Annotated in this window: 24 protein-coding genes, 1 tRNA gene and 1 other RNA gene; 19 read left to right on the top strand and 7 right to left on the bottom strand. The window is 30.2% G+C overall.

From position 1 onward, the window contains the following. Position 1: 1 nt before the first annotated feature. The 10 genes from pglF (at position 2) to L8X27_RS03965 (ending at position 8,862) form a co-directional block, all read left to right on the top strand. Positions 2–1,765 (top strand): UDP-N-acetylglucosamine 4,6-dehydratase (configuration-retaining), encoded by a 1,764-nt coding sequence (gene pglF, locus L8X27_RS04010; protein WP_263666384.1) that lies wholly within the window; start codon positions 2–4, stop codon positions 1,763–1,765. A 113-nt stretch (positions 1,766–1,878) separates the two neighbouring features. Beyond that, positions 1,879–2,256, top strand: coding sequence for a chemotaxis response regulator CheY (locus tag L8X27_RS04005; RefSeq protein WP_039619063.1), 378 nt, complete (start codon positions 1,879–1,881; stop codon positions 2,254–2,256). 12 nt (positions 2,257–2,268) lie between these two features. Continuing rightward, a complete protein-coding gene (locus L8X27_RS04000) occupies positions 2,269–3,105 on the top strand; it encodes a 50S ribosomal protein L11 methyltransferase (RefSeq protein ID WP_133319740.1) in 837 nt (278 codons plus the stop codon). Continuing rightward, positions 3,105–5,027 carry an ATP-dependent zinc metalloprotease FtsH gene (ftsH, locus tag L8X27_RS03995; RefSeq protein ID WP_263671139.1) on the top strand — a complete coding sequence of 641 codons (1,923 nt, stop codon included), beginning with the start codon at positions 3,105–3,107 and terminating at the stop codon, positions 5,025–5,027. Before L8X27_RS04000 ends, ftsH begins: the two co-directional genes overlap by 1 nt. After that, positions 5,027–5,644 (top strand): phosphatidylserine decarboxylase, encoded by a 618-nt coding sequence (locus tag L8X27_RS03990; protein WP_263681069.1) that lies wholly within the window; start codon positions 5,027–5,029, stop codon positions 5,642–5,644. The genes ftsH and L8X27_RS03990 overlap by 1 nt, the downstream gene beginning before the upstream one ends. Then, positions 5,641–6,351: a CDP-diacylglycerol--serine O-phosphatidyltransferase gene (pssA, locus tag L8X27_RS03985; RefSeq protein WP_133319743.1), complete on the top strand. Its 711-nt coding sequence runs from the start codon at positions 5,641–5,643 to the stop codon at positions 6,349–6,351. The genes L8X27_RS03990 and pssA overlap by 4 nt, the downstream gene beginning before the upstream one ends. A 61-nt stretch (positions 6,352–6,412) precedes the next feature. Further along, the gene (locus tag L8X27_RS03980; protein WP_263671138.1) at positions 6,413–6,967 is read left to right on the top strand and encodes a PepSY-associated TM helix domain-containing protein; all 555 of its coding nucleotides are present in this window, start codon (positions 6,413–6,415) and stop codon (positions 6,965–6,967) included. Positions 6,968–7,016: 49 nt separating this feature from the next. Further along, positions 7,017–7,106, top strand: a tRNA-Ser gene (locus L8X27_RS03975). Between the two features lie 99 nt (positions 7,107–7,205). Next, a complete protein-coding gene (locus L8X27_RS03970) occupies positions 7,206–8,675 on the top strand; it encodes a DNA methylase (protein WP_263671137.1) in 1,470 nt (489 codons plus the stop codon). Further along, entirely contained in the window at positions 8,668–8,862 is a 195-nt protein-coding gene (locus L8X27_RS03965) for a hypothetical protein (protein WP_039668753.1), read from the top strand. Before L8X27_RS03970 ends, L8X27_RS03965 begins: the two co-directional genes overlap by 8 nt. An 18-nt stretch (positions 8,863–8,880) precedes the next feature. On the opposite strand, the gene ciaB is transcribed toward L8X27_RS03965, so the two are convergent. Next, complete coding sequence (gene ciaB / locus L8X27_RS03960; protein WP_220567233.1) at positions 8,881–10,716, bottom strand: invasion protein CiaB; 1,836 nt, start codon at positions 10,714–10,716, stop codon at positions 8,881–8,883. A gap of 64 nt (positions 10,717–10,780) precedes the next feature. Here ciaB and L8X27_RS03955 point away from each other — a divergent pair, with 64 nt between their 5' ends. The 3 genes from L8X27_RS03955 (at position 10,781) to L8X27_RS03945 (ending at position 12,519) form a co-directional block, all read left to right on the top strand. Next, the gene (locus L8X27_RS03955; protein ID WP_133319755.1) at positions 10,781–11,185 is read left to right on the top strand and encodes an acyl-CoA thioesterase; all 405 of its coding nucleotides are present in this window, start codon (positions 10,781–10,783) and stop codon (positions 11,183–11,185) included. A 64-nt stretch (positions 11,186–11,249) separates the two neighbouring features. After that, complete coding sequence (locus tag L8X27_RS03950; RefSeq protein ID WP_139470980.1) at positions 11,250–12,179, top strand: ribose-phosphate pyrophosphokinase; 930 nt, start codon at positions 11,250–11,252, stop codon at positions 12,177–12,179. 118 nt (positions 12,180–12,297) lie between these two features. Then, positions 12,298–12,519, top strand: coding sequence for a hypothetical protein (locus L8X27_RS03945; protein ID WP_133319756.1), 222 nt, complete (start codon positions 12,298–12,300; stop codon positions 12,517–12,519). 4 nt (positions 12,520–12,523) lie between these two features. Here the strand turns inward: L8X27_RS03945 and ssrA are convergent. Together ssrA and L8X27_RS03935 are read right to left on the bottom strand one after the other, a co-directional pair. Next, positions 12,524–12,882, bottom strand: a transfer-messenger RNA (tmRNA) gene (gene ssrA / locus L8X27_RS03940). 1 nt (position 12,883) lies between these two features. After that, complete coding sequence (locus tag L8X27_RS03935; protein ID WP_039619086.1) at positions 12,884–13,294, bottom strand: hypothetical protein; 411 nt, start codon at positions 13,292–13,294, stop codon at positions 12,884–12,886. Between the two features lie 87 nt (positions 13,295–13,381). Here L8X27_RS03935 and ruvB point away from each other — a divergent pair, with 87 nt between their 5' ends. Both ruvB and L8X27_RS03925 read left to right on the top strand, forming a co-directional pair. Next, positions 13,382–14,392 (top strand): Holliday junction branch migration DNA helicase RuvB, encoded by a 1,011-nt coding sequence (gene ruvB, locus L8X27_RS03930; RefSeq protein ID WP_039619088.1) that lies wholly within the window; start codon positions 13,382–13,384, stop codon positions 14,390–14,392. Beyond that, on the top strand, positions 14,382–15,425 hold the full coding sequence (locus tag L8X27_RS03925) for an AI-2E family transporter (protein ID WP_263671136.1): 1,044 nt from the start codon (positions 14,382–14,384) through the stop codon (positions 15,423–15,425). The genes ruvB and L8X27_RS03925 overlap by 11 nt, the downstream gene beginning before the upstream one ends. Before the next feature lie 6 nt (positions 15,426–15,431). On the opposite strand, the gene L8X27_RS03920 is transcribed toward L8X27_RS03925, so the two are convergent. Next, complete coding sequence (locus tag L8X27_RS03920) at positions 15,432–16,733, bottom strand: MFS transporter (protein WP_263681068.1); 1,302 nt, start codon at positions 16,731–16,733, stop codon at positions 15,432–15,434. A gap of 76 nt (positions 16,734–16,809) precedes the next feature. Here L8X27_RS03920 and L8X27_RS03915 point away from each other — a divergent pair, with 76 nt between their 5' ends. After that, positions 16,810–17,427, top strand: coding sequence for a non-canonical purine NTP pyrophosphatase (locus L8X27_RS03915; RefSeq protein ID WP_263671134.1), 618 nt, complete (start codon positions 16,810–16,812; stop codon positions 17,425–17,427). A 61-nt stretch (positions 17,428–17,488) separates the two neighbouring features. Here L8X27_RS03915 and L8X27_RS03910 read toward each other — a convergent pair whose 3' ends face one another. Genes L8X27_RS03910 through L8X27_RS03900 form a run of 3 tightly spaced genes read right to left on the bottom strand, consistent with a single transcriptional unit; the run spans position 17,489 to position 21,183 of the window. Next, on the bottom strand, positions 17,489–19,918 hold the full coding sequence (locus L8X27_RS03910) for an efflux RND transporter permease subunit (protein ID WP_263671133.1): 2,430 nt from the start codon (positions 19,916–19,918) through the stop codon (positions 17,489–17,491). Then, positions 19,918–20,487: an ABC transporter substrate-binding protein gene (locus tag L8X27_RS03905; RefSeq protein WP_263659270.1), complete on the bottom strand. Its 570-nt coding sequence runs from the start codon at positions 20,485–20,487 to the stop codon at positions 19,918–19,920. The genes L8X27_RS03910 and L8X27_RS03905 overlap by 1 nt, the downstream gene beginning before the upstream one ends. Before the next feature lie 9 nt (positions 20,488–20,496). Further along, positions 20,497–21,183, bottom strand: a complete 687-nt coding sequence (locus L8X27_RS03900; protein ID WP_133319762.1) for a VacJ family lipoprotein — start codon at positions 21,181–21,183, stop codon at positions 20,497–20,499. 211 nt (positions 21,184–21,394) lie between these two features. Between L8X27_RS03900 and modA the strand changes: the two genes are divergently transcribed. Genes modA through L8X27_RS03885 form a run of 3 tightly spaced genes read left to right on the top strand, consistent with a single transcriptional unit; the run spans position 21,395 to position 23,375 of the window. After that, a complete protein-coding gene (gene modA / locus L8X27_RS03895; protein WP_263671132.1) occupies positions 21,395–22,141 on the top strand; it encodes a molybdate ABC transporter substrate-binding protein in 747 nt (248 codons plus the stop codon). Beyond that, entirely contained in the window at positions 22,138–22,527 is a 390-nt protein-coding gene (locus L8X27_RS03890; protein WP_263662211.1) for a hypothetical protein, read from the top strand. The genes modA and L8X27_RS03890 overlap by 4 nt, the downstream gene beginning before the upstream one ends. Continuing rightward, positions 22,521–23,375, top strand: coding sequence for an ABC transporter ATP-binding protein (locus L8X27_RS03885; RefSeq protein WP_263662210.1), 855 nt, complete (start codon positions 22,521–22,523; stop codon positions 23,373–23,375). The genes L8X27_RS03890 and L8X27_RS03885 overlap by 7 nt, the downstream gene beginning before the upstream one ends. Positions 23,376–23,449 lie beyond the last annotated feature (74 nt).

The following is a 23,449-nucleotide window of genomic DNA, read 5'->3' as shown; positions in this document are numbered from 1 at the left end:
GATGGATTATAAAAGCAAACGCTTAGGATTTTTTCTAGGCGCTGATATTTTACTTTTTGTTATAAGTATTTATTTGTCTTTTTCTTTACGCTTTAGTGCAGACATCCCAAGTGAATTTTATGAAGGTATGTTTAAAAGTGCTGTGATTTTGATTTTACTTAAAATCATTTTTCTAGCTTTTTTTAAAATTTATCAAGTTGCTTGGAGATTTTTCTCCCTTAATGAAGCGCGTAAATTAGTCATCGCTTTAGCTTTGGCTGAGCTTGTATTTTTAGCAATTTATTATTTTTATGATGATTTTTTTAATCCTTTTCCAAGAAGCGTTATAGGAATAGACTTTGTTTTATCTTGTATGCTAATTGGAAGTTTGCGTATAAGCAAAAGAATGATAGTTGATTTTAGAAAGCCAAAATACAACGAAGAACATCCTTGTATAGTAGTTGGCGCCACTTCAAAGGCTTTGCATTTATTAAAAGGAGCTAAAGAAGGGAGCTTAGGACTTTTCCCTGTAGCTGTGGTAGATGAGCGTAAAAATTTAATAGGTACTTATTGTGATAAATTTATAGTTGAAGAAAAAGAAGCAATCAGAAAATATACCGCTGAAGGAATTCATACTGCTATCATTGCTTTAAAACTTGAGCAAGAAGAATTAAAAAAGCTTTTTGACGAACTCATTGCTTATGGGATTAATGATATAAAGCTTTTTTCTTTTACGCAAAATGAAGCAAGAGATATAAGTATCGAAGATTTATTAGCGCGTAAGCCAAAAGATTTGGATAATGCTTGCGTGATTGATTTTATCAAAGATAAAGTAGTTTTAGTTAGTGGAGCTGGTGGAACTATAGGAAGTGAACTTTGCAAACAATGCATTAAATTTGGTGCAAAACACTTAATCATGCTTGATCATAGTGAGTATAATTTATATAAAATCAATGAAGAATTAAGCTTACATAAAGAAAAAATCGAACCTATTATGATGAGTATATTAGACAAAGAAGCGTTAGAAAAACTTTTACAAGAAAAAAACATAGATTTGATTTTACATGCAGCAGCTTACAAACATGTGCCTTTATGTGAGCAAAATCCACATTCAGCTATTTTAAATAACATTATTGGTACTAAAAATTTAATCGATCTTGCAAAAGCTTATAAAGTTGCTAAATTTGTTATGATAAGCACCGATAAGGCTGTAAGACCGACTAACATCATGGGTTGCACAAAAAGAATTTGTGAACTTTATACATTAAGCTCAAGTTGTGAAAATTTTGAAGTAGCTTGTGTGCGTTTTGGTAATGTTTTAGGATCAAGTGGAAGTGTAATACCTAAATTTAAAGCTCAAATTGCAGCTAATGAGCCACTTACTCTTACTCATCCTGATATAGTGCGTTATTTTATGTTAGTAGATGAGGCTGTGCAACTTGTTTTACAAGCTGCGGCTATTGCCAAAGGTGGAGAATTATTTGTACTTGATATGGGTGAGCCTGTTAAAATCATGGATTTAGCTAAAAAAATGCTTTTACTTTCTAATAAAAAGTTAGAAATCAAAATCACTGGACTTAGAAAAGGTGAAAAACTTTACGAAGAGCTTTTAATCCATGAAAATGATTTAAAAACTCAATATGAAAGTATATTTGTTACCACTAGTGATCTTAAAGATTTAAAAATTTTAAATCAAGAAATAGAAAAATTACTCCAAAGCACAGATCCTGCAAAAGTTTTAAAGGAGATTGTGCCTGAATTTAATCACAATAAAAACGGAGAGTGATTAAATTCTAATTTTATTTTAAAATGATATAATATAAACTTTTAATTGATTAATAAAAATAAAAACGATACAATTACAGTTTTATGTAATTACATCAAGATAAAGGAAAAAAAGTGAAGTTATTAGTAGTTGATGATAGTTCTACCATGAGAAGAATAATCAAAAATACCCTTGTAAGATTAGGCCACAAGGATGTTTTAGAAGCTGAACACGGAGTTGAAGCTTGGGATTTACTTTCACAAAATGATGATATTAAAATTTTAATTACTGACTGGAATATGCCTGAAATGAATGGCTTGGAATTAGTAAAAAAAGTAAGAGCGGAAGAAAAATATGCTGATATGCCAATTATTATGGTAACTACAGAAGGTGGTAAAGCAGAAGTTATTACCGCCTTAAAAGCAGGCGTAAATAACTATATTGTAAAACCTTTTACTCCTCAAGTGTTAAAAGAAAAACTTGAAGATGTTTTAGGAACAAACGAAGGCTAATTATAAGTTTTTATGCAAACACATTATTACGAACTTTTTTTTCAAACAGACAAGGAATATTTAGATTTATTCCTTGATCTTATCTTTTCTCTAGAGATAGACGCTATAGAAGAAAAAAACAATGGTATTTATATAAGATCAGAAGAAGATATAGAACTCATTAAAATAGCCTTGCATGATTTTCATCAAAAATTATGTCAAAAACTAAATACTCATATTAATTTCCACTCTACCTTAGAAAAAAAAGAAAATAAAAATTGGATAGAAGAGTATAAAAAAGGTATACAAGCTTTGACGATCGATAATATCCATATTCACACCACTTGGCAAGAAGCTAAACAAGATAAAATTAATATCATTATAGATCCTGCTCTAGCTTTTGGCTCAGGACATCATGAGAGTACTTATACTTGTATAGAATTTCTACAAAAATATACAGATAATTCCAAATTTTGCTTAGATGTGGGTTGTGGAAGTGGAATTTTAAGCATTATCATGGCAAAACTTGGAGCCAAAGTACAAGCTTGCGATACAGATGAATTAGCTATAGTTGCAAGTAAAGAAAACGCAAAATTAAATCAAGTTAGCTTTGATGATATTTGGGTAGGTTCTATTAATAAAAGCTTACATAAATATGATATAGTTGTGGCAAATATCATTGCCGATATATTGATCATACTAGAAAAAGATCTTAAAGAAAAAACCAAAGAAGGTGGAATTTTGATCTTATCTGGTATATTAAATAAATATGAAGAAAGGATTAAAAATAAATTCAAAGATTTCACTTTGTTAGAATGCAAACACAAAGGAGAATGGTTGAGTTTAGTTTATAAAAAGGAATTGCAATAATGAATAAAAAACCAAATGATTTAAAAGATAATCAAAACAATAATAACTTTTTTAACAAAAATCCCATTTTTATTTTTGCTATTTTTGCCATTGTGATGATTCTTTTATTTAAAGGATTTTCAGATGATGGTAGCATGGGTATTATGGGCGGAGAAAACACTAAAAAAGTTACTTATTCTGAATTAAAAACTTTAATTGAAAATAATCAAATTGCCCAAGTTAATATAGGTCAAACTACTATAAAAGCTGTATCTAAAGCAGGAAATATGGTATATATTACCAAAAAAGTTCCAAATGATGCTACTTTTGTTCCTTTACTTGACTCAAAAGGCGTTTCCTATGGTGCTTTTAATGAAAGCAATTGGTTTATAGATATCTTACTTTCTTGGGTTTTGCCAGTATTTATTTTCTTTGGTATATGGATGTTTTTAGCTTCTCGTATGCAAAAAAATATGGGTGGATCTATACTTGGTATAGGAAGTTCTAAAAAACTTGTAAATTCAGAAAAACCGAAGGTTAAATTTAATGATGTTGCAGGTGTTGAAGAAGCAAAAGAAGAAGTTAAAGAAATTGTTGATTTTCTAAAATATCCTGAAAGATACATCAATCTTGGAGCAAAAATTCCAAAAGGACTTTTGCTTGTTGGTCCTCCAGGTACAGGTAAAACTTTGCTTGCAAAAGCAGTGGCAGGCGAAGCTGATGTGCCATTTTTTAGCGTATCAGGTTCATCTTTTATAGAAATGTTTGTAGGAGTTGGTGCTTCTAGAGTAAGAGATTTGTTTGAAAATGCTAAAAAAGAAGCTCCAGCTATTGTATTTATAGATGAAATCGATGCTATAGGTAAATCACGTGCAGCAAGCGGTATGATGGGCGGAAATGATGAAAGAGAGCAAACTTTAAATCAACTTCTAGCTGAAATGGATGGTTTTGGTACCGAAAGCTCACCAGTAATTGTTCTAGCAGCGACAAATCGCCCTGAAGTACTTGATGCAGCACTACTTAGACCGGGGCGTTTTGATAGGCAAGTTTTGGTAGATAAGCCTGATTTTAAAGGTAGATGTGATATTTTAAAAGTCCATATGAAAGATGTTAAAATTTCACCTGAAGTAAAAGTAGAAGATATTGCAAGATTAACAGCAGGTCTTGCGGGTGCTGATTTGGCAAATATCATTAATGAAGCGGCTTTGCTTGCAGGTAGGGATTCTAAAAAACATGTGGAGCAAAAAGACTTAGTAGAGGCAGTAGAAAGAGCCATAGCAGGACTTGAGAAAAAATCACGCAGAATTAATGATAAAGAGAAAAAAATCGTAACTTATCATGAGTGCGGCCATGCTTTAATAGCTGAAACTACAAAAGGTGCTAAAAAAGTAAGTAAAGTTTCTGTTATTCCTCGTGGTTTAGCAGCTTTAGGATATACACTCAATACCCCTGAAGAAAATAAATTTTTAATGCAAAAACATGAACTTTTAGCTGAAGTTGATGTGCTTTTAGGAGGACGCGCGGCTGAAGAAATTTTCATTAAAGAAATTTCGACAGGTGCAAGCAATGACCTTGAGCGTGCAACTGATATTATCAAAGCTATGATTTCTATGTATGGTATGAGTGAAATTGCAGGCTTAATGGTACTTGAAAAGCAAAGAAATACTTTCTTAAGTGGCGGGCAAACTGTAAAAGATTATTCTGATAAAATGGCTCAAGATTTAGATGAGTATGTAAAGAAAACATTGGATGAACGCTATGCAGGCGTAAAAGAAATTTTAAAAACCTATAGCGGTGCTATAGAGGTGATGGTGCAAGCACTCTATGAAGAAGAAACTATTGATGGTACCAAAGTAAGAGAGATTATTAAAAACTATGAAGAAGAAAATAATCTTCCAACACGCCTAGAAGAAAAAGAGCGAGAAGCTACTAAGGAAGACTAATGAAAACAAATTTTATTGCAAAAACTGGTTGGAGTTTGCTTATAGATCTAGCTATAGTTTTTGCAATATTTCAATTTATATGGGGATTTTCTTGGCTTTTATGGTGTATTTTTATATTTTTTATTTATCTTTTTAGAGCTAAAAAAATTGATTATATAGCAGATCCAAACACCATTATAGCTCCCATAGAAGGAAAAATCAAATGTATCAAAACAAGCTCGTATAAAGAACTTGGCGAGTGTATAGAAGTGCAAATTATCAATAATATTTTTTCCCAAGGAAATATCATAGCTCCGCTTGATATGAATATAGAAGAAACTAGAATAAGGCATGGACTTTTTTTATGTCCATTTATGAAAAATACAAATTTAATGGGTGAAAGAATGTTATTTTTAGCTAATTCCAAGAGCAAACAATGGGCATTACGCGTTATTTTTGGAGCATTAAATAGAAAAGCTCATATTGATGATTTTGGCCATCATTTAAACCATGGACAAAATATAGGTTTTATGTTTGATGGCAGTGTGAGTTTATTACTTCCAAAAGACACTAGAATTTGCGTAAATGAAAATGATAAAGTACGCATTGGTACATTAATAGGGTATTTAAATCCATGAATTTTAAACTAATTTATATTTTACCTAATCTTTTTACAGCCGCTTCCATATTTTTAGGTATTATTTCAGTGATTGCTTCTATTAATCAAAACTTTGATAAAGCATTAATTTATATCATTTTATCATTAATTTGCGATGGTTTAGATGGACGCGTTGCAAGAGCTACCAACTCTACTTCTAAATTTGGAGTTGAGTTTGACTCACTAGCTGATTTAATAGCCTTTGGTGTAGCACCTGCTATGCTTTTTTATATGAGCATAGGTTATGAATATGGTCGTTTTGGCTCATTAATAGCTGGTTTATTTGTAGTTTTTGGCGCTATACGCTTGGCAAGATTTAATGTCACAACAGGAACTTATGAACCATCGGTTTTCATAGGTCTACCTATACCAACAGCAGCAGTTGTAAGTGCTTTATGGGTAAGTGCTTATTTATATTATGATTTTTTACATGATTTTTCTTTAATAATAATATGTATCCAAATGCTTCTAGCCTTTTTAATGGTAAGCAACATAAGGTATCCAAGTTTTAAGAAAATCGATTTAAAAAGAGCAAATGTTTTGAAGGTGTTAATCCTTTTAGTAATTTTATTTTCTATGCTTTATCTGTATTTTTTAGAAAGTGCATTGATTATTGCTAGTTTATATGTGCTTTATGGGATTGTTCGTAGTTTTTTTACCCTAGCTCGTAAATTTAAAAAATATTAATTTTACTTTCACTTCATTTTCTATCAATATACTTTTTATTATTTTTCAAAAAGGAGTAAAAATGAATAAAAACAAATTATTCAGACAAATTCACATTTACATTAGTTTATTTTTCTTACCACTTGCATTTTTATATGCAATCACAGGTTTTGCTTATATAGCTGGTTTTGATGGAGAAAGTGGAGCTAAAATTCAAAATTACAAAGTTCAAGCTATTATTCAAGAGGGTGCTGAAGCTGAATTTTTAATTGATTTTTTAAAGAAAAACAACTTAAAAATTCCTTCATCTTTGGAACCAAAACTCAACAAAAAAGGTGATGGTATAGAACTTGGGACTATAAATTATATAGCAAGTATTATAAAATTAGATGAGAATGACTATAAAATTACAACAAAAGATAGAAGCTTGCTTGGAAATATGATTTTGCTTCATAAAGATAAAGGTATGTGGTACTTTTCTGTACTTGGGTTAGCTTTTGCACTTGCTATGATAATACTTTATATTTCAGGACTTTTAATCACTATTATAGCTATACGCAAAGATAGAGGTAAACAAATAGCAGTTTTAGGTGCTGGTTTTATTATAACTTTAATCATAGCTTATTTCAGTGTATAAATTTAAGGTATATCTTATAAACAATAAGATATACTTTACCTTTTAATACGGACAGATGGGTGAGTGGCTGAAACCACACCCCTGCTAAGGGTGCAGATCTTAACGGGTCTCGAGGGTTCAAATCCCTCTCTGTCCGCCACCTTATAAATTTCATTTTATTTCATCTATTTTAGTAATTTTTATTGTTATAATTAATACCATCAAAACTTAATAAATCTAAAGGCAAGCTTCACATACTATGCAAATTTACGCTTCTATTGACTTGAAATCTTTTTATGCATCAGCTGAGTGCGTTTTAAGAAATTTAGATCCTTTAACAACTAATCTTATTGTAGCAGATGAAACAAGAACGGACAAAACCATCATACTAGCAGTTTCACCTGCGCTAAAAACTTACAATATACCCGGTAGGTTAAGGCTTTTTGAGTTTAAACAAAAAATCCATTCAATCAACCAAGAAAGACTAAAACAAGCTCAAAAACACCACTTTAAAGCTAAAAGTTTTAGTATATTAGAACTTGAAAATGATTTAAATTTAGAATTAGACTACATTATTGCTAAGCCCAGAATGGCTACTTATATAGAATTTAGCACAAAAATATACAGCATTTATTTGAAGTATTTTGATGCTAAAGATATTCATATATACTCTATTGATGAAGTTTTTATCGATCTTAGTTCTTATCTTGAAAAATACAAACTATCAGCTTATGAGCTACTTACTAAGGTTTTACTTGATATTTCACACACAAGTAAAATCACCGCAACAGCAGGCATAGGCACAAATTTATACTTAGCTAAAATTGCTATGGATATACTCGCTAAAAGACAAAAAGTAGATGAAAATGACTTGCTTATAGCCTTTTTAGATGAAAAATTATATAGATATAAATTGTGGCAGCATAAACCTTTAAAAGATTTTTGGCGTATAGGTAAAGGTATTGCCTTAAAACTTGCAGATTTAAACATTTATACTATGGGAGATCTTGCAAGATTTTCTTTAAAACATGAAGACTTGCTTTATAAACACTTTGGTGTTAATGCTGAACTTTTGATCGATCATGCATGGGGTATTGAAACTTGCACAATGAAAGATATTAAAAATTACAAATCACAAAATCACTCTAAAATCATGGCTAAAGTTTTACCTTTTGCATATGATAATAATCAAACAATAAAGGTTTTAAAAGAACTTGTAGATCATTTGGTACTTGAACTTATACAAAATAACCTTAAAACAAACCATATCACACTAGATATACAATATGATAAAAGCAATTTAGAAAATTCAAGTTTTTTGAGTTCTTATAAAGGAGCTATTACTAAAGATAATTACGGAAGAGCTATACCTAAAAATGCTCACGGAAGTATGAATTTAGAAAATTTTACCCATTCTTTAAAAATCATCAACAAAAAAACCTTAGAACTTTTTTATAAAATCAGTGATAAAAACTTAAGTATTAGAAAAATCAGCCTAAGTTTAAATAATATCACAGATAAAGCTCAAGAAAATTTCCAAGAATTAAATTTATTTAGTGATTTTAACGCAATTTCACAAGAAAAAAATCAACTTGAAAAAGAAGAAAAGCTCCAAAAAGCAAGACTTCAAATCATGCAAAAATTTGGTAAAAAAGCTATTTTAAAAGCTTCAAGCTTGGATGATGAGACTAAAGAAATTACTTCTTTAATAGGAGGTCATAATGCATGATGATTATAAAGATATAATAGATATAAAATATCAAAAATCAAAACAATTTCCACCAATGTCAAGAGAAAAAAGAGCGGCACAATTTGCTCCATTTTCAGTACTAAATGGCTTTAGTAAAGCTATTTTAAAAACGCAAAAAGATATGGAAAAAGCATTAGAAAATAGTAAATATCAAGAAGAAAGCTAAGTTCTTCTTGATAAAATTTTATTTTGCATTAGAGTATTTTTCAAACTCTCCACTTTCATCGATTTCATTGCCATAAAGTTTGTGTAATTCATAGTAGTATTTTACAAATTCCTTACACTCTTCATCAAGCGGTAAAAACACCTCATCTTCTAAAACACAAAATTCATCTAAATAATTTTTAGCATCTTCTTTTAACATATAATGTCTTGCTAGCTTATAATAATTTTGCATAAACACAGCCTTAAAACTCTCGTAAGCTTCCTCATCAAATTTAATGTTTAATTTCTCATTTGCAAAAGATAACACCCCTGATTTAAACAACAATGACAAATGAATCAAACCTTCTGTATAATAAGGCTTAACCTCCTCTACTCTTTGCCAAGCAATTAATCCTATAGCCCTTTTAATAAGCTCATAAAATACAGGAAGCTTTAAATCATCTTCTTCATGTAAAAAGAAATTTACAAGCCCGCCCGCAGTAGCTTTAAACTCTTCTATATTTTTAAACACACCACTTTCATTCATTTTCTTTTCGCTATCATTTGCCACAAAGAAAATATGCCCAAACTCATGACCTATGGTAGAAACTTCATAAATTCTTTTCCATAATTTTTCATTGTAAAATAAAATTTCTCTACCATAATCTAAAAATTCTTTTTCAAATACCATAGAAGAAAGCTTCATAAAAGGCTTGGTTTTAGCATTTTCATAAACATAATTTAAAAAAGCAAAGATCTTTTTACCTGCTATATTGCTTACATACTCATCATTTGGCACTACTTGAGCAGAAAAAAGCCCCTTAAGCTCTGCTCCATAAAAAATCATAGGCATACAAATATAAAGCTGAGTTTTTTCAAGATTAAAATTCACTTCATCAAACAAAGCTTCATCTTCTTCATCTAAATTTGCATACACCATTGCAAAGCTTTCTTTGATTTTATCTTTAAACTCGCTCCCATTAAAATCACTCACATCTTCTAAGCGTATATCCCACTCAAGTGCTACTGCATGCGTATAAGAGTCTTCATAGTATTCTAAAGGATGGCCAATTTGTAATGGACATTTTACTTCCATCCATGCAAGCTCTGCTTCTTGCCATTTTTTAACTACTTCATTATTATCTTTTTCACAAAATGCAAATTTTAATTTTTCTATATAATCAATATAAGCATTTTTTTCATCATCTAGCACACAATTTCTTAGTTTTTCTAAAAGTTTATCAAATTCATATTCAAGCTTTAAAACTTCATTTTCAAAAGCTTTTGCATAAGGTAAAAATCTCCAAAGTGTTCCTATTTTAACTAAAGCTCCATAGCTTCTTTCACAAATTTCACCATCTTGATTAAGCTGATAAAGCTCATTTTGTTTTAAAAACTCCAAAGCATCGCTTAAATTTGGAAATTGTTCTTTTAAGATTTTATTATTTGTATCTAAAATTTGCTTGCTCCAAACAAGCTCAAAAGAATTCATAACTACGCCTATATTATGCACACCTTGAACTAAAGCCAAATAAAACTCATCAAGTAAATTTTTACTCTTAATCTCATCGATTAAATCTTGATGTTCTACTTCATAAAAGGCTCTTACTAAAGAAAAAACTTTATATTTTATTTGAGAAATTTCTTCTTCATTTAAACCTTTTTTCTCAAGTTCTTGGACTAAATTTTCCTCTTTTAAATCCACCAAACGACGCAACATTGCCAAAACATTGCTTTTTTCATTTTCAAGATTAGCTAGTTCTAAAGCTCTATCTATCAAAGGATGACTTTGATTAGTTTGAAGTATATTATAAAGACTATTGATATTTTGTTTCCTATTTTTCACAATTTTTGCTATTTGCTTAAAATCATTCATTTTTTACCTTTCTTTATTTTTAAAACTTAATTATAATGTTTTTTTCAAAACACAAGGAGAATGTATGAAAGATATGGGAGAACCTAAACTAAGAGTTATAGCTATGCCAAGCAATACAAACCCCGCTGGTAATATCTTTGGTGGTTGGATCATGTCACAAATTGATCTAGCTGGAGCCATTGCAGCAAGGGAGCTTTCTCCGCAAAGAGTAGTAACTGTAGCAGTGGATAAGATCATTTTTAAAGAACCAATTTTCGTAGGTGATTTGGTATCTTGCTATGCAAAAATCATCAAAGCAGGTAATACTTCTATCACCGTAGAAGTAGAAGTAGTTACCCAAAGAGCCAATGATTATGGCCGTGTATATTGCATGCATGTAACTTCAGCTGTGGTAACTTATGTAAGTGTAGATAAAGACGGAAATAAACTTCCTATTGATGCGGATTTAAAAAGATTGCACGGCTTTTGATATGTTTTATTGTATTTTCAAAAAAAATTTTATATCATCACAGAAAACTTTCTAAGGCTTATATATGCGCGGATATAAAATATTTTCTGGTTCAGCAAATGAGGAATTTGCTAAAAAAATCTCAAAATACCTTTCACTGCCTCTAAGCAATGCGGGTGTGAAACGTTTTAGTGATGGTGAAATTAGCATTCAAATAGATGAAAGCGTGCGTGGTAAAGATGTATTTATCATTCAAAGTACTTGTGCTCCAACAAATGATAATCTAATGGAACTTTTAATCATGACAGATGCTCTGCGTCGCTCAAGTGCAAGCTCTATCACAGCTATCATCCCTTATTTTGGTTACGCTAGACAAGATAGAAAAGCAAGTCCTAGGGTGCCTATTACTGCAAAATTAGTAGCAAATCTTATAGAATCAGCCGGTGTGGATAGAGTAGCTACCATAGACTTACATGCTGGACAAATTCAAGGCTTTTTTGATATACCTGTAGATAATCTTTATGGGAGTATTATTTTTAATGATTATATTAAAAATAAAAACTATAAAAATCCTATCATTGCAAGTCCTGATATAGGCGGTATAGCAAGAGCTAGGAGCGTAGCAAAAGCTTTAGGACTTGATATAGTTATAGTAGATAAAAGACGCGAAAAGGCTAATGAAAGCGAAGTGATGAATGTCATCGGTGATGTAAAAGATAAAGAAGTTATTTTGGTAGATGATATCATTGATACAGCAGGAACCATAGTAAAAGCTGCTGAAGTATTTAAAAACAAAGGTGCAAAGTCAGTTATAGCTTGCTGTACCCACCCTGTACTTAGCGGCGTAGCTTATGAAAGAATAGCCAAAGATGCGCTTGATGAGCTAGTAGTAACTGACACTATACCTTTAAAACAACAAATGGATAAAATCAAAGTCCTAAGCGTAGCACCTATTTTTGGCGAGGTAATACGCAGAGTTTATCACAATGAAAGCGTAAATTCTTTATTTGTATAAATTCTTTGCAAGGATAGCCTTGCAAAGAAAATCTAAACTTCAATAATTCTACAATTTTATATTAATTAAAAATATATTTTGATATAATTAATAAATTATTATTAATTAAGGAGTTATTATGATTAAAAATTTAATCATAAAATTTGGTAGAACTTTGCTAGATATAGCAGCTGCATTAAGCTTTATTATAGCGATTATTTATTCTATTGCGCTGATGTTTACTCTAGGATTTATAGTAGGTCTAGTAACACTTATTGGATCTTTAGTTGCGATATTTTTAAGCTTTTTTGTGATTTACCTTGTCATAGATATAAGAGATGCACTAGTTAATAAAAACTAATTACTGGTGGAGACGAGGGGAATTGAACCCCTGTCCAAAAATAAAACAACCATGGCATCTACATGCTTAGCAAAGGTGAAAATTTCATCTAGCCAAACTCACCTTCCAAAATTTCAAGCTAGACTAAGACTTTAACTTCAATCAAAACTTGTCAAATTTCAATCTACACTATCGAAAATGACCAAATCCTAAGCTAGATAGTATCACTTAAAATTCAGGCTCAACTGAACTTACGCAGCTTTAGCGTAAGCAGGAGCAAATTTAACGTTGTTTGCGTTTAATTTTAATTTGAGCTTTATACGCTTTGCTCAAAGCGACATGCCACCAAGGCCACTCTACTCCTGTCGAAGCCAAGTCGTCCCCGTTATTTAGAAATTTTATCAGGAACATTTGCAATTTGAGGGTTAAATACACTTAAAAAAGAAGCATTTTTTTCATAATCACTGCAATATCTATCAAGCTGCTCACCCACTAAAAACATCCAATCCACAAATTCATCGCTAGCAGGCCCATCAAATTTAGCTGCTTCTTGCATAATTTCCTCACAAAATGTGCAAAAATTTGCAATCTCATCTAAATTTAATCTTTTAGCAGCCCAAACTACATTGTGAATATTTTGTTCTAAGTCTTTTAAAGCTTCTTTGTATTTTGAGCTATCACTGCTTAGCTTTACTATCAAAGGCTCTAAAACATCACAAAGACTTCTAAAAAAATACAAAAAACGCTCGATTTCTTCAAGCTCGTAATCTAACTCTAATTGCTCTAAAATTCCCATAAAAACTTCTGTAATCTAAGTTTAAATGTTTATTTTAGCAAATTTTAGATAAAATTAAAATTTCTTACAAAATAAAATGGAAAAAATATGGATAGAATCGTAGAGATTGAAAAATTCTCCCCTGATGAAACTTATGAAACAAGCCTTAGACCTTCAAATTTTGACGGCTACATAGGACAAGAAAACATTAAAAAAAATTTAGAAATTTTTATCAAAGCTGCTAAAAAAAGAAATGAATGTCTAGATCATATCCTTTTTAGTGGGCCTGCAGGACTAGGTAAGACAACTTTAGCAAACATTATCTCATATGAAATGAATGCAAATATCAAAACTACTGCTGCGCCTATGATAGAAAAAAGCGGGGATTTAGCTGCGATTTTAACTAACCTTAGCGAAGGAGATATTTTATTTATCGATGAAATTCATCGCTTAAGTCCTGCCATAGAAGAAGTGCTTTACCCTGCTATGGAGGATTTTCGTCTTGATATCATCATCGGTAGTGGCCCTGCTGCACAAACAATCAAAATCGATTTGCCCAAATTTACTTTAATAGGTGCTACTACAAGAGCAGGTATGCTAAGTAATCCTTTACGCGATCGCTTTGGTATGCAATTTCGCTTGGAATTTTATAAAAATGAAGAGCTTGCTATTATTTTAGAAAAAGCAGCTCTAAAGCTTAATAAAACTTGTGAAAAAAAAGCTTCTTTAGAAATAGCCAAACGCAGTCGCTCAACCCCAAGAATAGCATTAAGATTGCTTAAGCGTGTAAGAGACTTTGCTGATGTAAATGATGAAGAAATTATTAGCGAAAAAAGAGCTAAAGAAGCGCTTGATTCTTTAGGGGTAAATGAGCTTGGTTTTGACGCGATGGATTTGCGGTATTTAGAGCTTTTAACTGAAGCTAAAAGAAAACCTATAGGACTTTCTAGTATAGCTGCAGCATTAAGTGAGGATGAAAATACCATAGAAGATGTGATAGAGCCATATTTACTAGCAAATGGCTATATAGAAAGAACAGCCAAAGGTCGCATTGCAAGCTTAAAAAGCTTTGATGTTTTAAAATTAAAATATAACAAAGGTTTATTTGATGAAAAGTAGTAATTTTTTCTTGATTAGTTTTATTTTAATCATTTTATTTTGGGTGCTTTTTTTATTTAAACCTTTTTTGATGAATATAGCCATAGCAAGTTTAATGGCTGTTTCTACTTCTAATGTTAATGTTAAATTCTTAAATATTTTCAAAGGTAAAAAAGTCGTTGCTGCAGCAGCTACTACTGCTTTTATGTTAGCTTTATTTTTTATCCCTTTTGTATATGCCATTATAGAGCTAGTAAAGGCTGCAAAAGGTTTTGATATAAGCTATTTTCACAATACCATAGAATATTTTAAAAATTATTCTTTGCACCTACCCGAATCTTTAAGTTTTATAGAACCCAAAATCAAAGAAGCACTAGCAAGTATTGACTTAAATTCTATCTCTAAAAATGTTTTAACCTATCTTTCAAGCGCAACTAAATTTGGCACTAAATTTCTAACTGATATGGTGTTAATTTGTGTGTTTTATTTCTTTGCTAATCTTTATGGAGCCCAACTCATTGGCTATATCAAAACCATAGTGCCTATGAAAAAAGAAGAAACTCAAGGCATTTTAAGTGAAGTGAGCAATGTAATGTCTGTGGTGTTTTATTCTATGGTGCTAAATGCCATTTTACAAGGGGTGCTTTTTGCTATTATTACTAAATTTTATGGTTATGATGCGATTTTAATGGGGATATTATTTTGCTTTAGCTCTTTAATCCCTGTGGTAGGTGGGGCCTTAGTTTATGTGCCTGTCTCTTTATATGAATTTGCAAATAACAATCTAAGTGGCGCTTTAGTGATTTTCATTTATAGCGTGGTGATGATATCTTTTATCGCAGATACTTTAGTAAAGCCTTACATCATTAAATGGATCAATGAAAAACTTGTTCAAATTCCAACACAAATTAACGAACTTTTAATTTTCTTTGCGATGATAGCAGGAATTTCAAGTTTTGGCTTTTGGGGTATTATCCTTGGACCTGCTATTTTAACTTTCTTTATTTCTACTTTAAAATTATATGTGATTTTAAAAGAAAAGCATTTTGTATAAAAGCGATTATTTTTCAATAATCGCTAAAATTTCTTCTTCGCTTGTAAGTTTTTTATTGTATTTAATCACTAAAAATTTAGAGTTTTTATACACATCTAAAACTCCATTTATGCCTTTAATATTATTTAAATCATGTTTTTTTTCTAAAGATAAATAGACATTTTTAAAATCTGCTGGACTTTGTAAAAACAAAAGCAATACAAACCAAATTACAGACAAAGCTATCAAAATAAAAGCAAGAGAAACTAAACTAAAATGGTGTAAAAAATACCCTCCAACAATACCACCTAAAAAGCTTCCAAAATAGCCAAAAGCATTAAACACACCCAAAGCTGCGCCTTTTTCATTTACCTTAGCAAATTTACTCGCACAGCTTTGCATAATAGGCTCATGTAAATTAAATCCTATAAAAAACACTATAACACCCACCATAAACACTAAAGCATTATGCGAAAAAGCAAATATAATATAAGCTATGATAAAAAACGCCACACCTAAAAGCAATATCTCTTTACTTAAGCCTCTTTTTTCTCCTAAAGAACCCGATAAACCCATAGCTAAAAACCCAAGCACCATAGAACTAACATAAACATGCCATAAATTCTCACTCGGGTAATTAAACTCATGTACTAAAACCAAAGGAATACTTAAAAACGCAATACTCATAAGCATTTTTTGCATACAATTAGTAAGATTCATCAAAGCTAAGTTTTTTTCTTTTAAAAGTTTTTTTAATGGGGTTTTAGTATTTTCATGTACTATTGTATGCTCTTTTGGCACAACGCTAAATAAAAGCACTATACAAATTAAACTCAAAATAGCACTTAAATCAAACAAACTTGAAAGTCCAAATTTAGCACTCATTAAAGGAGAAAGCACCAAAGAAGCTGCAAAAGAAAGTCCTATAAATGAACCCATGATAGCCATAGCCTTACCGCGATTTTCTTCATTGATAAAATCACTTATCATAGCAGTAGCTACTGCTCCTATGGCTCCTGCACCTTGTAAAAGCCTTCCAAACATCATCGTATAAATATCATCAGCATATGAACATACCAAAGAACCTATGATAAACACCACAAGTCCTATTAGCATAGTTTTTTTACGCCCTATTTTATCTGAGATGATTCCAAAAGGAACTTGCAATGCCATTTGAGTTAGAGCATACACACCTACTAAAAGCCCTACTAAAAACTCATTGGCTCCTTTTAAATTTAAAGCATATAAACTTAAAACCGGCAAAACTATAAATAATCCAAAAAATCTAGTTCCTACAATAAAAGACAAAGGTAAAACGGTTTTTAACATCTTTTCTCCTTATAAAGGATAATTTTACTATGATTTTGATAAACTTTTTTTAAAGTCAAAACAAAAAGAGTAATTTATGAAGAAAAAATTAAAAATCATTCTAGCAACTTCTAACGCACACAAAGTAGAAGAAATCAAAAAATTTTTAACTACTTATGAAATTTATGCCTTAAATGAAATCATCACCCCTTTTGAAATCATCGAAGATGGTGTGAGTTTTAAAGAAAATGCTTTGATAAAATCTAAAGCTATTTTTAATGCTTTAGGCAAAAAACAAAATGAATTTATCACCTTAAGCGATGATAGTGGTATAAGCGTAGAGGCTTTAGACAATGCGCCAGGGATTTTTTCTGCAAGATACTCTCAAGAAGGCACTGATGAGGCCAATAGAAACAAGCTCATCCAAGCTTTACATGAAAAAAATCTACATCAAAGCAAAGCTTTTTACACTGCAGCCATAGCCATAAGCTCAAAATATGGACATTTTAGCACGCATGGATATATGCATGGCCTTGCTATTGATACTCCAAGAGGTAATAATGGCTTTGGATATGATCCTTTATTTATCCCAAAAGGTTTTGATAAAACCTTAGGTGAATTAGATGAGCAAGTAAAATTAAAAATTTCACACCGCTCACAAGCGCTAATGTTTGCTACTTATATCTTAAGGGTATTAGAAAAAATGGAGTATTGATGAAACAATTTATAAAATATATGCTTATTGCTTTTGGTGTTTATGTGATTTGGATTTTACTTTATTTTAATTTTGTTTTAAAATAATGATAAGTTAAAATAAAACTTGGTAATAAAAAAAGCGAACCAAATAAAAGCAAACTCATAGCCAAAACCGTAAGCAAACCAAAATAAATCGTCGGGATAAAATTACTGCTAATCATCACTAAAAAACCTAGAATAATCGTAACACTAGTATAATAAATCGCACTTCCTATACCTATATGTGAAGCTTTTATAGCCTCTTCTAAGCTTTTATGTTTTAATTCTTCTTTAAAACGATGAATATAATGAATCATATCATCAACTCCTATTCCTATACAAATAGCAGCTATGGTAATACTCATAATATCAAGTGGTATATTTAAAACACCCATTAAGCCAAACACTAAAGCTAAAGGTATGAGATTGGCCAAAATCGCCACAAAAGCATAAACAAAACTTCTAAAAATCACCACAAACAAAGCAAAAATCACAAGCACCACAAAGACTAAAGTGTCAAATTGTGATGAAAAAAGACTTTGAAGCATATTATTATACAAAGGCATAATACCACTGATTTTAACCTCTACATTATCATTTTGTAAAAGTTCTTTTAGGTCTTTTTCAAGCTGTTTTAAAAAAGCATCGCGTCTTAAATTTGGATCACTATCTAGCATACGCACGCTAAATCGCAACTCATTATTTTCTACACTAACAAAAGGGGTTAAAACTTGCTTTTTAAAATTCTCATCTAAATTTTCATACAAAAACGCTAGAGCAAAATCATCTAAAGTCTTACCATCATTAATGCTTTTTCCAAGCTCTAGCAAACTTTGCAAGCTAAGCACAGAACCTACATATTTTTGCTTACTTAAAAACTCATGAACCTTAGCAGCTATTCTTGTTTTTTCACTACTAAAAAAATACCTATCATCTTTGGATAAATCATCAAATTCTTGTTCAAACTCATCTAAGCTTTCATTTTGTTTTAGATTTTGCTTAAATTTGACAATCACATCTAAAGGCATAGTTCCACCTAGCTCTTTATCTATAATCAACAAACCTTGTTTAATCCTAGAACTATCTTTAAAATAACTCACAAAACTATTTTCTACTTTAATTTGCAAAATTCCATACAAAGCAAAAGCTACACAAAATAAACTTATACTATAGATAAATTTTCTATGTTTTAAACTTACATTTGCACAAAAACTTAAAAATTTCAACGAATTTTGATTAAGCTCTTTAAAATTTAAACGCGGCATTAATACTAAAATACTTGCAAAATAAATATAAGCTAAAATCAAACTCACACTGATGCCAAGGCTCATCATAATACCAAGTTTAATAATAGGCTCAATATCTGAAAAAACAAAACTTAAAAACCCAACAACCGTGGTTAAAATAGCAAAAAAACTAGGACTTGCTTTATCAAGTAAGGTTGAGAGCAAAAGCTTATAAACGCTAGCTTTTGGGTGTTTGTGTAAATTTTCTATAAAATGCACGATTAAGTGTATCACAACAGAGACAGTGATAATGAGTACCAAAGCTACATAGTTTGAAGACACCACAGTAATATCAAAGCCCAAAAGCGCGAAAATCCCGCTTGAAGTAAAAAGTGAAACCACACAAATTCCCAAAGCCAAAAACACTAAACGCAAAGAGCCAAAAAACCACCAAAGTGCTATAAATAAAAGCCCTATTAAACTAAGTCCATAAATTTTTAAATCACTTTTTACATAATTAATCATATCATTAGCGATCATTTCAACACCACCAAGGTGTAAAAAGTCTCCATTTTGACTATATTTAGATACTATTTTAGTAATTTCTTCTAATCTTTTTGCACTAAATTCCCTTGAGCTTTCTTGGTACTTTTTAATCAAGGCTCTAAAATGCTCTTTTTCATTTTCATTTTGCGTATTATCCCTTGAATTAATCAAGTCATTATAAACAAGATCAGGTGCTAGATAAATCAAAATTCCCGTTGTTTTTCCATCTTTTGAGATGATATTATTTTTATAAAAGGGTTGATTTAAAATTTCTTTTTTAGCTAGATTAATATCCACATCTTGACTAAAAATATTAGGTATATTTTGGATAAGCTCTTTTAACTCTTTACCTTTAGAACTTGCAAGTAAAGGTGCATTAGCGATAGAAAATACCTTTTGCACTCCATTGATTTTTTCTAAATCAAGGGTTAAGTTTTTGATAGTTTCTAAATTTTCTTTAGCAAAAATATCTTTATTTTTAGGAGCAAAAGCAAGCATTAAAAAATTATCATTGCCATAACGTGCTGAAACTTCTCTATATAGTTTCAAACCCTCATCATGCTCTAAAAGCAAGCTTTCAGCACTTGCATCAACACTTAAATTTTTAGCAAAAAAACTAAAAAATATACAAAAGATTAAAGTAATCCCCAAAGTTAGCTTTGGGAAATTAAGAAAGATTTTTAAAATTTTACTTAGCATTATTTAGAAAAATCAACACTAGAAAGCTTTTCAAGCAAGGTTTTAAAATCACCATTTTGTAAGACATCTTTAAATTGTGAGCGATAAGTTTGTATAATACTTATACCAAAAATATCTACATCATAAATTTGCCAATCATTATTTTTATCATAAAATTTAAAGATTACAAAATTTTCTTTACCATCTACTATCATAGAAGTTTTCAAAAAAGCTCTTTTATTTTTTTCTTCTAAATTAATCACTTTTAATTTTTGAGAATCATACAAAGCAAGCTTATCTGTGAAACTTTTTTTAAGGTTTTTTTCAAAAGCTTTGTTAAATTCATTTTTTTCATTTTCACTTAATTTTTCATATCTTGTAGAAAGACTAAGCTTAGCCATAAACTCATAATCAAAAACACCATCAAATAAAGCAAAGATTTTTTCCGCTGCTTTAGCTTTATCGTTTTTATTTTGATCTAGAATTTTTAAGCTCTCATCAATTTTTTCTTGCATGGTTTTAGAAATATCTTGCAAATTTAAAGCAAAAGCAAATACTACGCTAAAAAACAAAGCTATGATTTTTTTCATTTTATCTCCTTATTTGATGAGTTCTTGGCGTCTTTGTTCATACGCATCGCGTATAAAAATGTAATAATCTACACTATTTTGGTAAATATCATCTATTTTTTCATACTCAAAACTTAATTCATTGAGTTTTAATGCAGCATTTACACCCACACCAACCCAAAAATTCTCAATATACCCCTCAGGCACCATAAACCAATTTACAGGCAAAGCTAAAGCATCTCTTACATTATAAGGACCTAAAAGTGGAAGCACTAAGTGTGGTCCACTACCTACTCCCCATTTACCCAAAGTCGTTCCAAAATCAGCTTCATAACTTTTTAAAGGAGTTTTACTCGCACTATCTAACAAACCAAATCCAAAAATCACATTCACACAAAATCTTCCAAATTCCTCACCAGCTTTTCTAAATTCTAAACTTAAAAGATGATTAATAAATCTAAAAGGTGATCTTGTGGTATCAAAAGCATTTTTTACACCTGTTCTTATAAAGCTTGGAGTAATGCTTTTATAAGAAAGCACAACCGGTCTTAAAAAATAAGTATAAAGATCATAATTAAATTTACTCATAGCTTTATTATAGGTATAAAAGCTATCTTTGACTTCTTTTTTTTGATATTCTTGTTCAAAATCTTCAAAGTCATTTGCTAAAATCAAAGTGTTAAAAAATAAACACAAAGTTAGTATGTATTTTAACAAGCTTTTTCCTTTTAAAATTTCATAAATTGAAATCTTATATTATACAAAAATTAAAATAAATTTTTACATTAAAAATATTCTTTAAAAAAAATTAGTAATTTTTATTTACTTATGAAATAAGTCTTAGAAAATATGCAAAAAATATAAATTTATTTTTGCTTTTAAAAATAAGCTATAATTTTTTTAAAATTTACTATTAAAAGGATAAAAAATGAAAAAAATTTTTACCCTACTTTTTTTGTGTATTTTTGGCTATAGTGCTGATGTAAATATCGCTGCAGCTGCAAATGTAGCTTACGCTTTTAAAGCCTTGCAAAAAGAATTTCAAAAAGAAAACCCTGATATTAGTATCAATGTAAGCTTAGGCGCTAGTGGAAATTTAGTCTCACAAATTAAAAATGGTGCGCCATTTGATATATTTATGGCTGCAAATATGAAATTTGCACAAAGCTTGTATGATGATAATTTTACTAGCACAAAACCTGTTATTTATGCTCAAGGAGCTTTAGCTTTACTCAGTGTTAGAATGGATTTAAGCAAAGGATTAGACACACTTAAAGAAGAAAAAGTAAAAATCATCACCATAGCTAATCCCAAAGCTGCTCCTTATGGTCAAGCTAGCATAGAAACTTTACAAAATACTAAAATTTATGAGCAAACAAAAGCTAAAATCATCGAGGCAAAATCTATAGGAGAAGCACTTACTCAAACATTAAAAGCAGCCGATGTGGGTTTTATAGCAGCAAGTGCTTTATATGAAGATACGCTAAAATCTTATAAACTCCAAGAAGGAAAAAATTATATTTTAATCAATCCAAAGCTTTATGAACCAATCAATCAAGGCATTGTTATCACTTCTTATGGTAAAGATAATGCTAAAGCTAAGAAATTTTATAATTTTATTTTAAGCAAAAAGGCTAAGGAAATTTTCAAAGCTTATGGCTATAATATCCCATGATTAAAGCTAAAATAAATATTATAAAAAATCATGAAAATATAAACTGGGTAGAATTTCTTATAAATAAACATAAATTATTTATGCTTGCTTTAGAACTTGATGAAAAAGCAAGCATTGATCAAGAAGTTTTACTAGCTTTTAAAAGTAGCGAGTGCTTGCTTAGTAAAAAAAATTTAGAAAATTCATTTTTAAATACCTTTTATGCAAAAATCATTGATATTTTTCAAGGACAAATCATCACTATCGTAAGATTAGAAAATGAAATTTGCACTTTCGAAGCTCAAATTAGCACCCATGAGTTTTTAGAGCAAAATTATCAAAAAAATGATTTTGTATTTGCTTATGTACATCCTAGTGCTTTATTTATCAAAGAGTATTTATGCTAAAACTTGACTTTGAAAAAATCTTTAAAAATAAAGAAAAAGAATTTAAACTTAAGGTTAAATTTGAAGTTAAAGAAGGAGAATTTTGTGCTATTTTTGGAAAAAGTGGTAGTGGCAAAACTACGCTTTTGAGAATTTTAGCAGGTTTTGAAAAAGCACAAGGAATTTGCACTTTTAATAATACGATATTTTTTGATGATAAAAACTTTCTAAGCCCACAAAAAAGAAAACTTGGCTTTGTTTTTCAAGATTATGCTTTATTTGAAAATATGAATGTAGAGCAAAACTTACTTTTTGCCAAAAAAGATCTAAAATTTGCTAATGAACTTTTAGAACTTTTAGATTTAAGCAAACACAAAAAAAGTCATATTTTAGAACTAAGCGGGGGACAAAAACAACGCGTAGCTTTAGCAAGAGCCATTATGCAAAAACCCAAACTTTTACTTTTAGATGAGCCATTTAGCGCCTTAGATAATGAGATAAAACTACACTTGCATGATTATCTTTTAAATATACATAAAACTTATAAAATCACTACTATTTTAATCAGCCATGATGTAAGTGAAGTTTATAAACTAGCTAATAAAGTCATCATTTTAGAAAATGGAGCCATCATCAAAGAAGGCTCGCCTAATGAAGTTTTTTTAAAGACACAAGGCTCGCAAAAATTTGCCATAAAAGCACGCATTTTAAAACTACAAAAACAAGATAGCATATTTATAGCCATACTTGCCATAGGTAATCAAATCAGCCAAGTAACACTAAGTCCTTTAGAAGCTAAAGATTTTAAAGAAAACGATGAAGTGCTTTTGAGCCAAAAAGCTTTTGCGCTAAATTTAAGCAAAGTATAAAAACTATAATTTAAATTAACTTGTATATTAAAAAATTATATAAAATTTTTAATACAAGCTAAAACTTAGTGCTT

Origin of the sequence: Campylobacter sp. CNRCH_2015_1657 (genome assembly GCF_025772685.1) — a bacterium.
GTDB classification, from domain to species: domain Bacteria; phylum Campylobacterota; class Campylobacteria; order Campylobacterales; family Campylobacteraceae; genus Campylobacter_D; species Campylobacter_D lari_D.
This window is presented reverse-complemented; position numbering and strand designations above follow the sequence as displayed.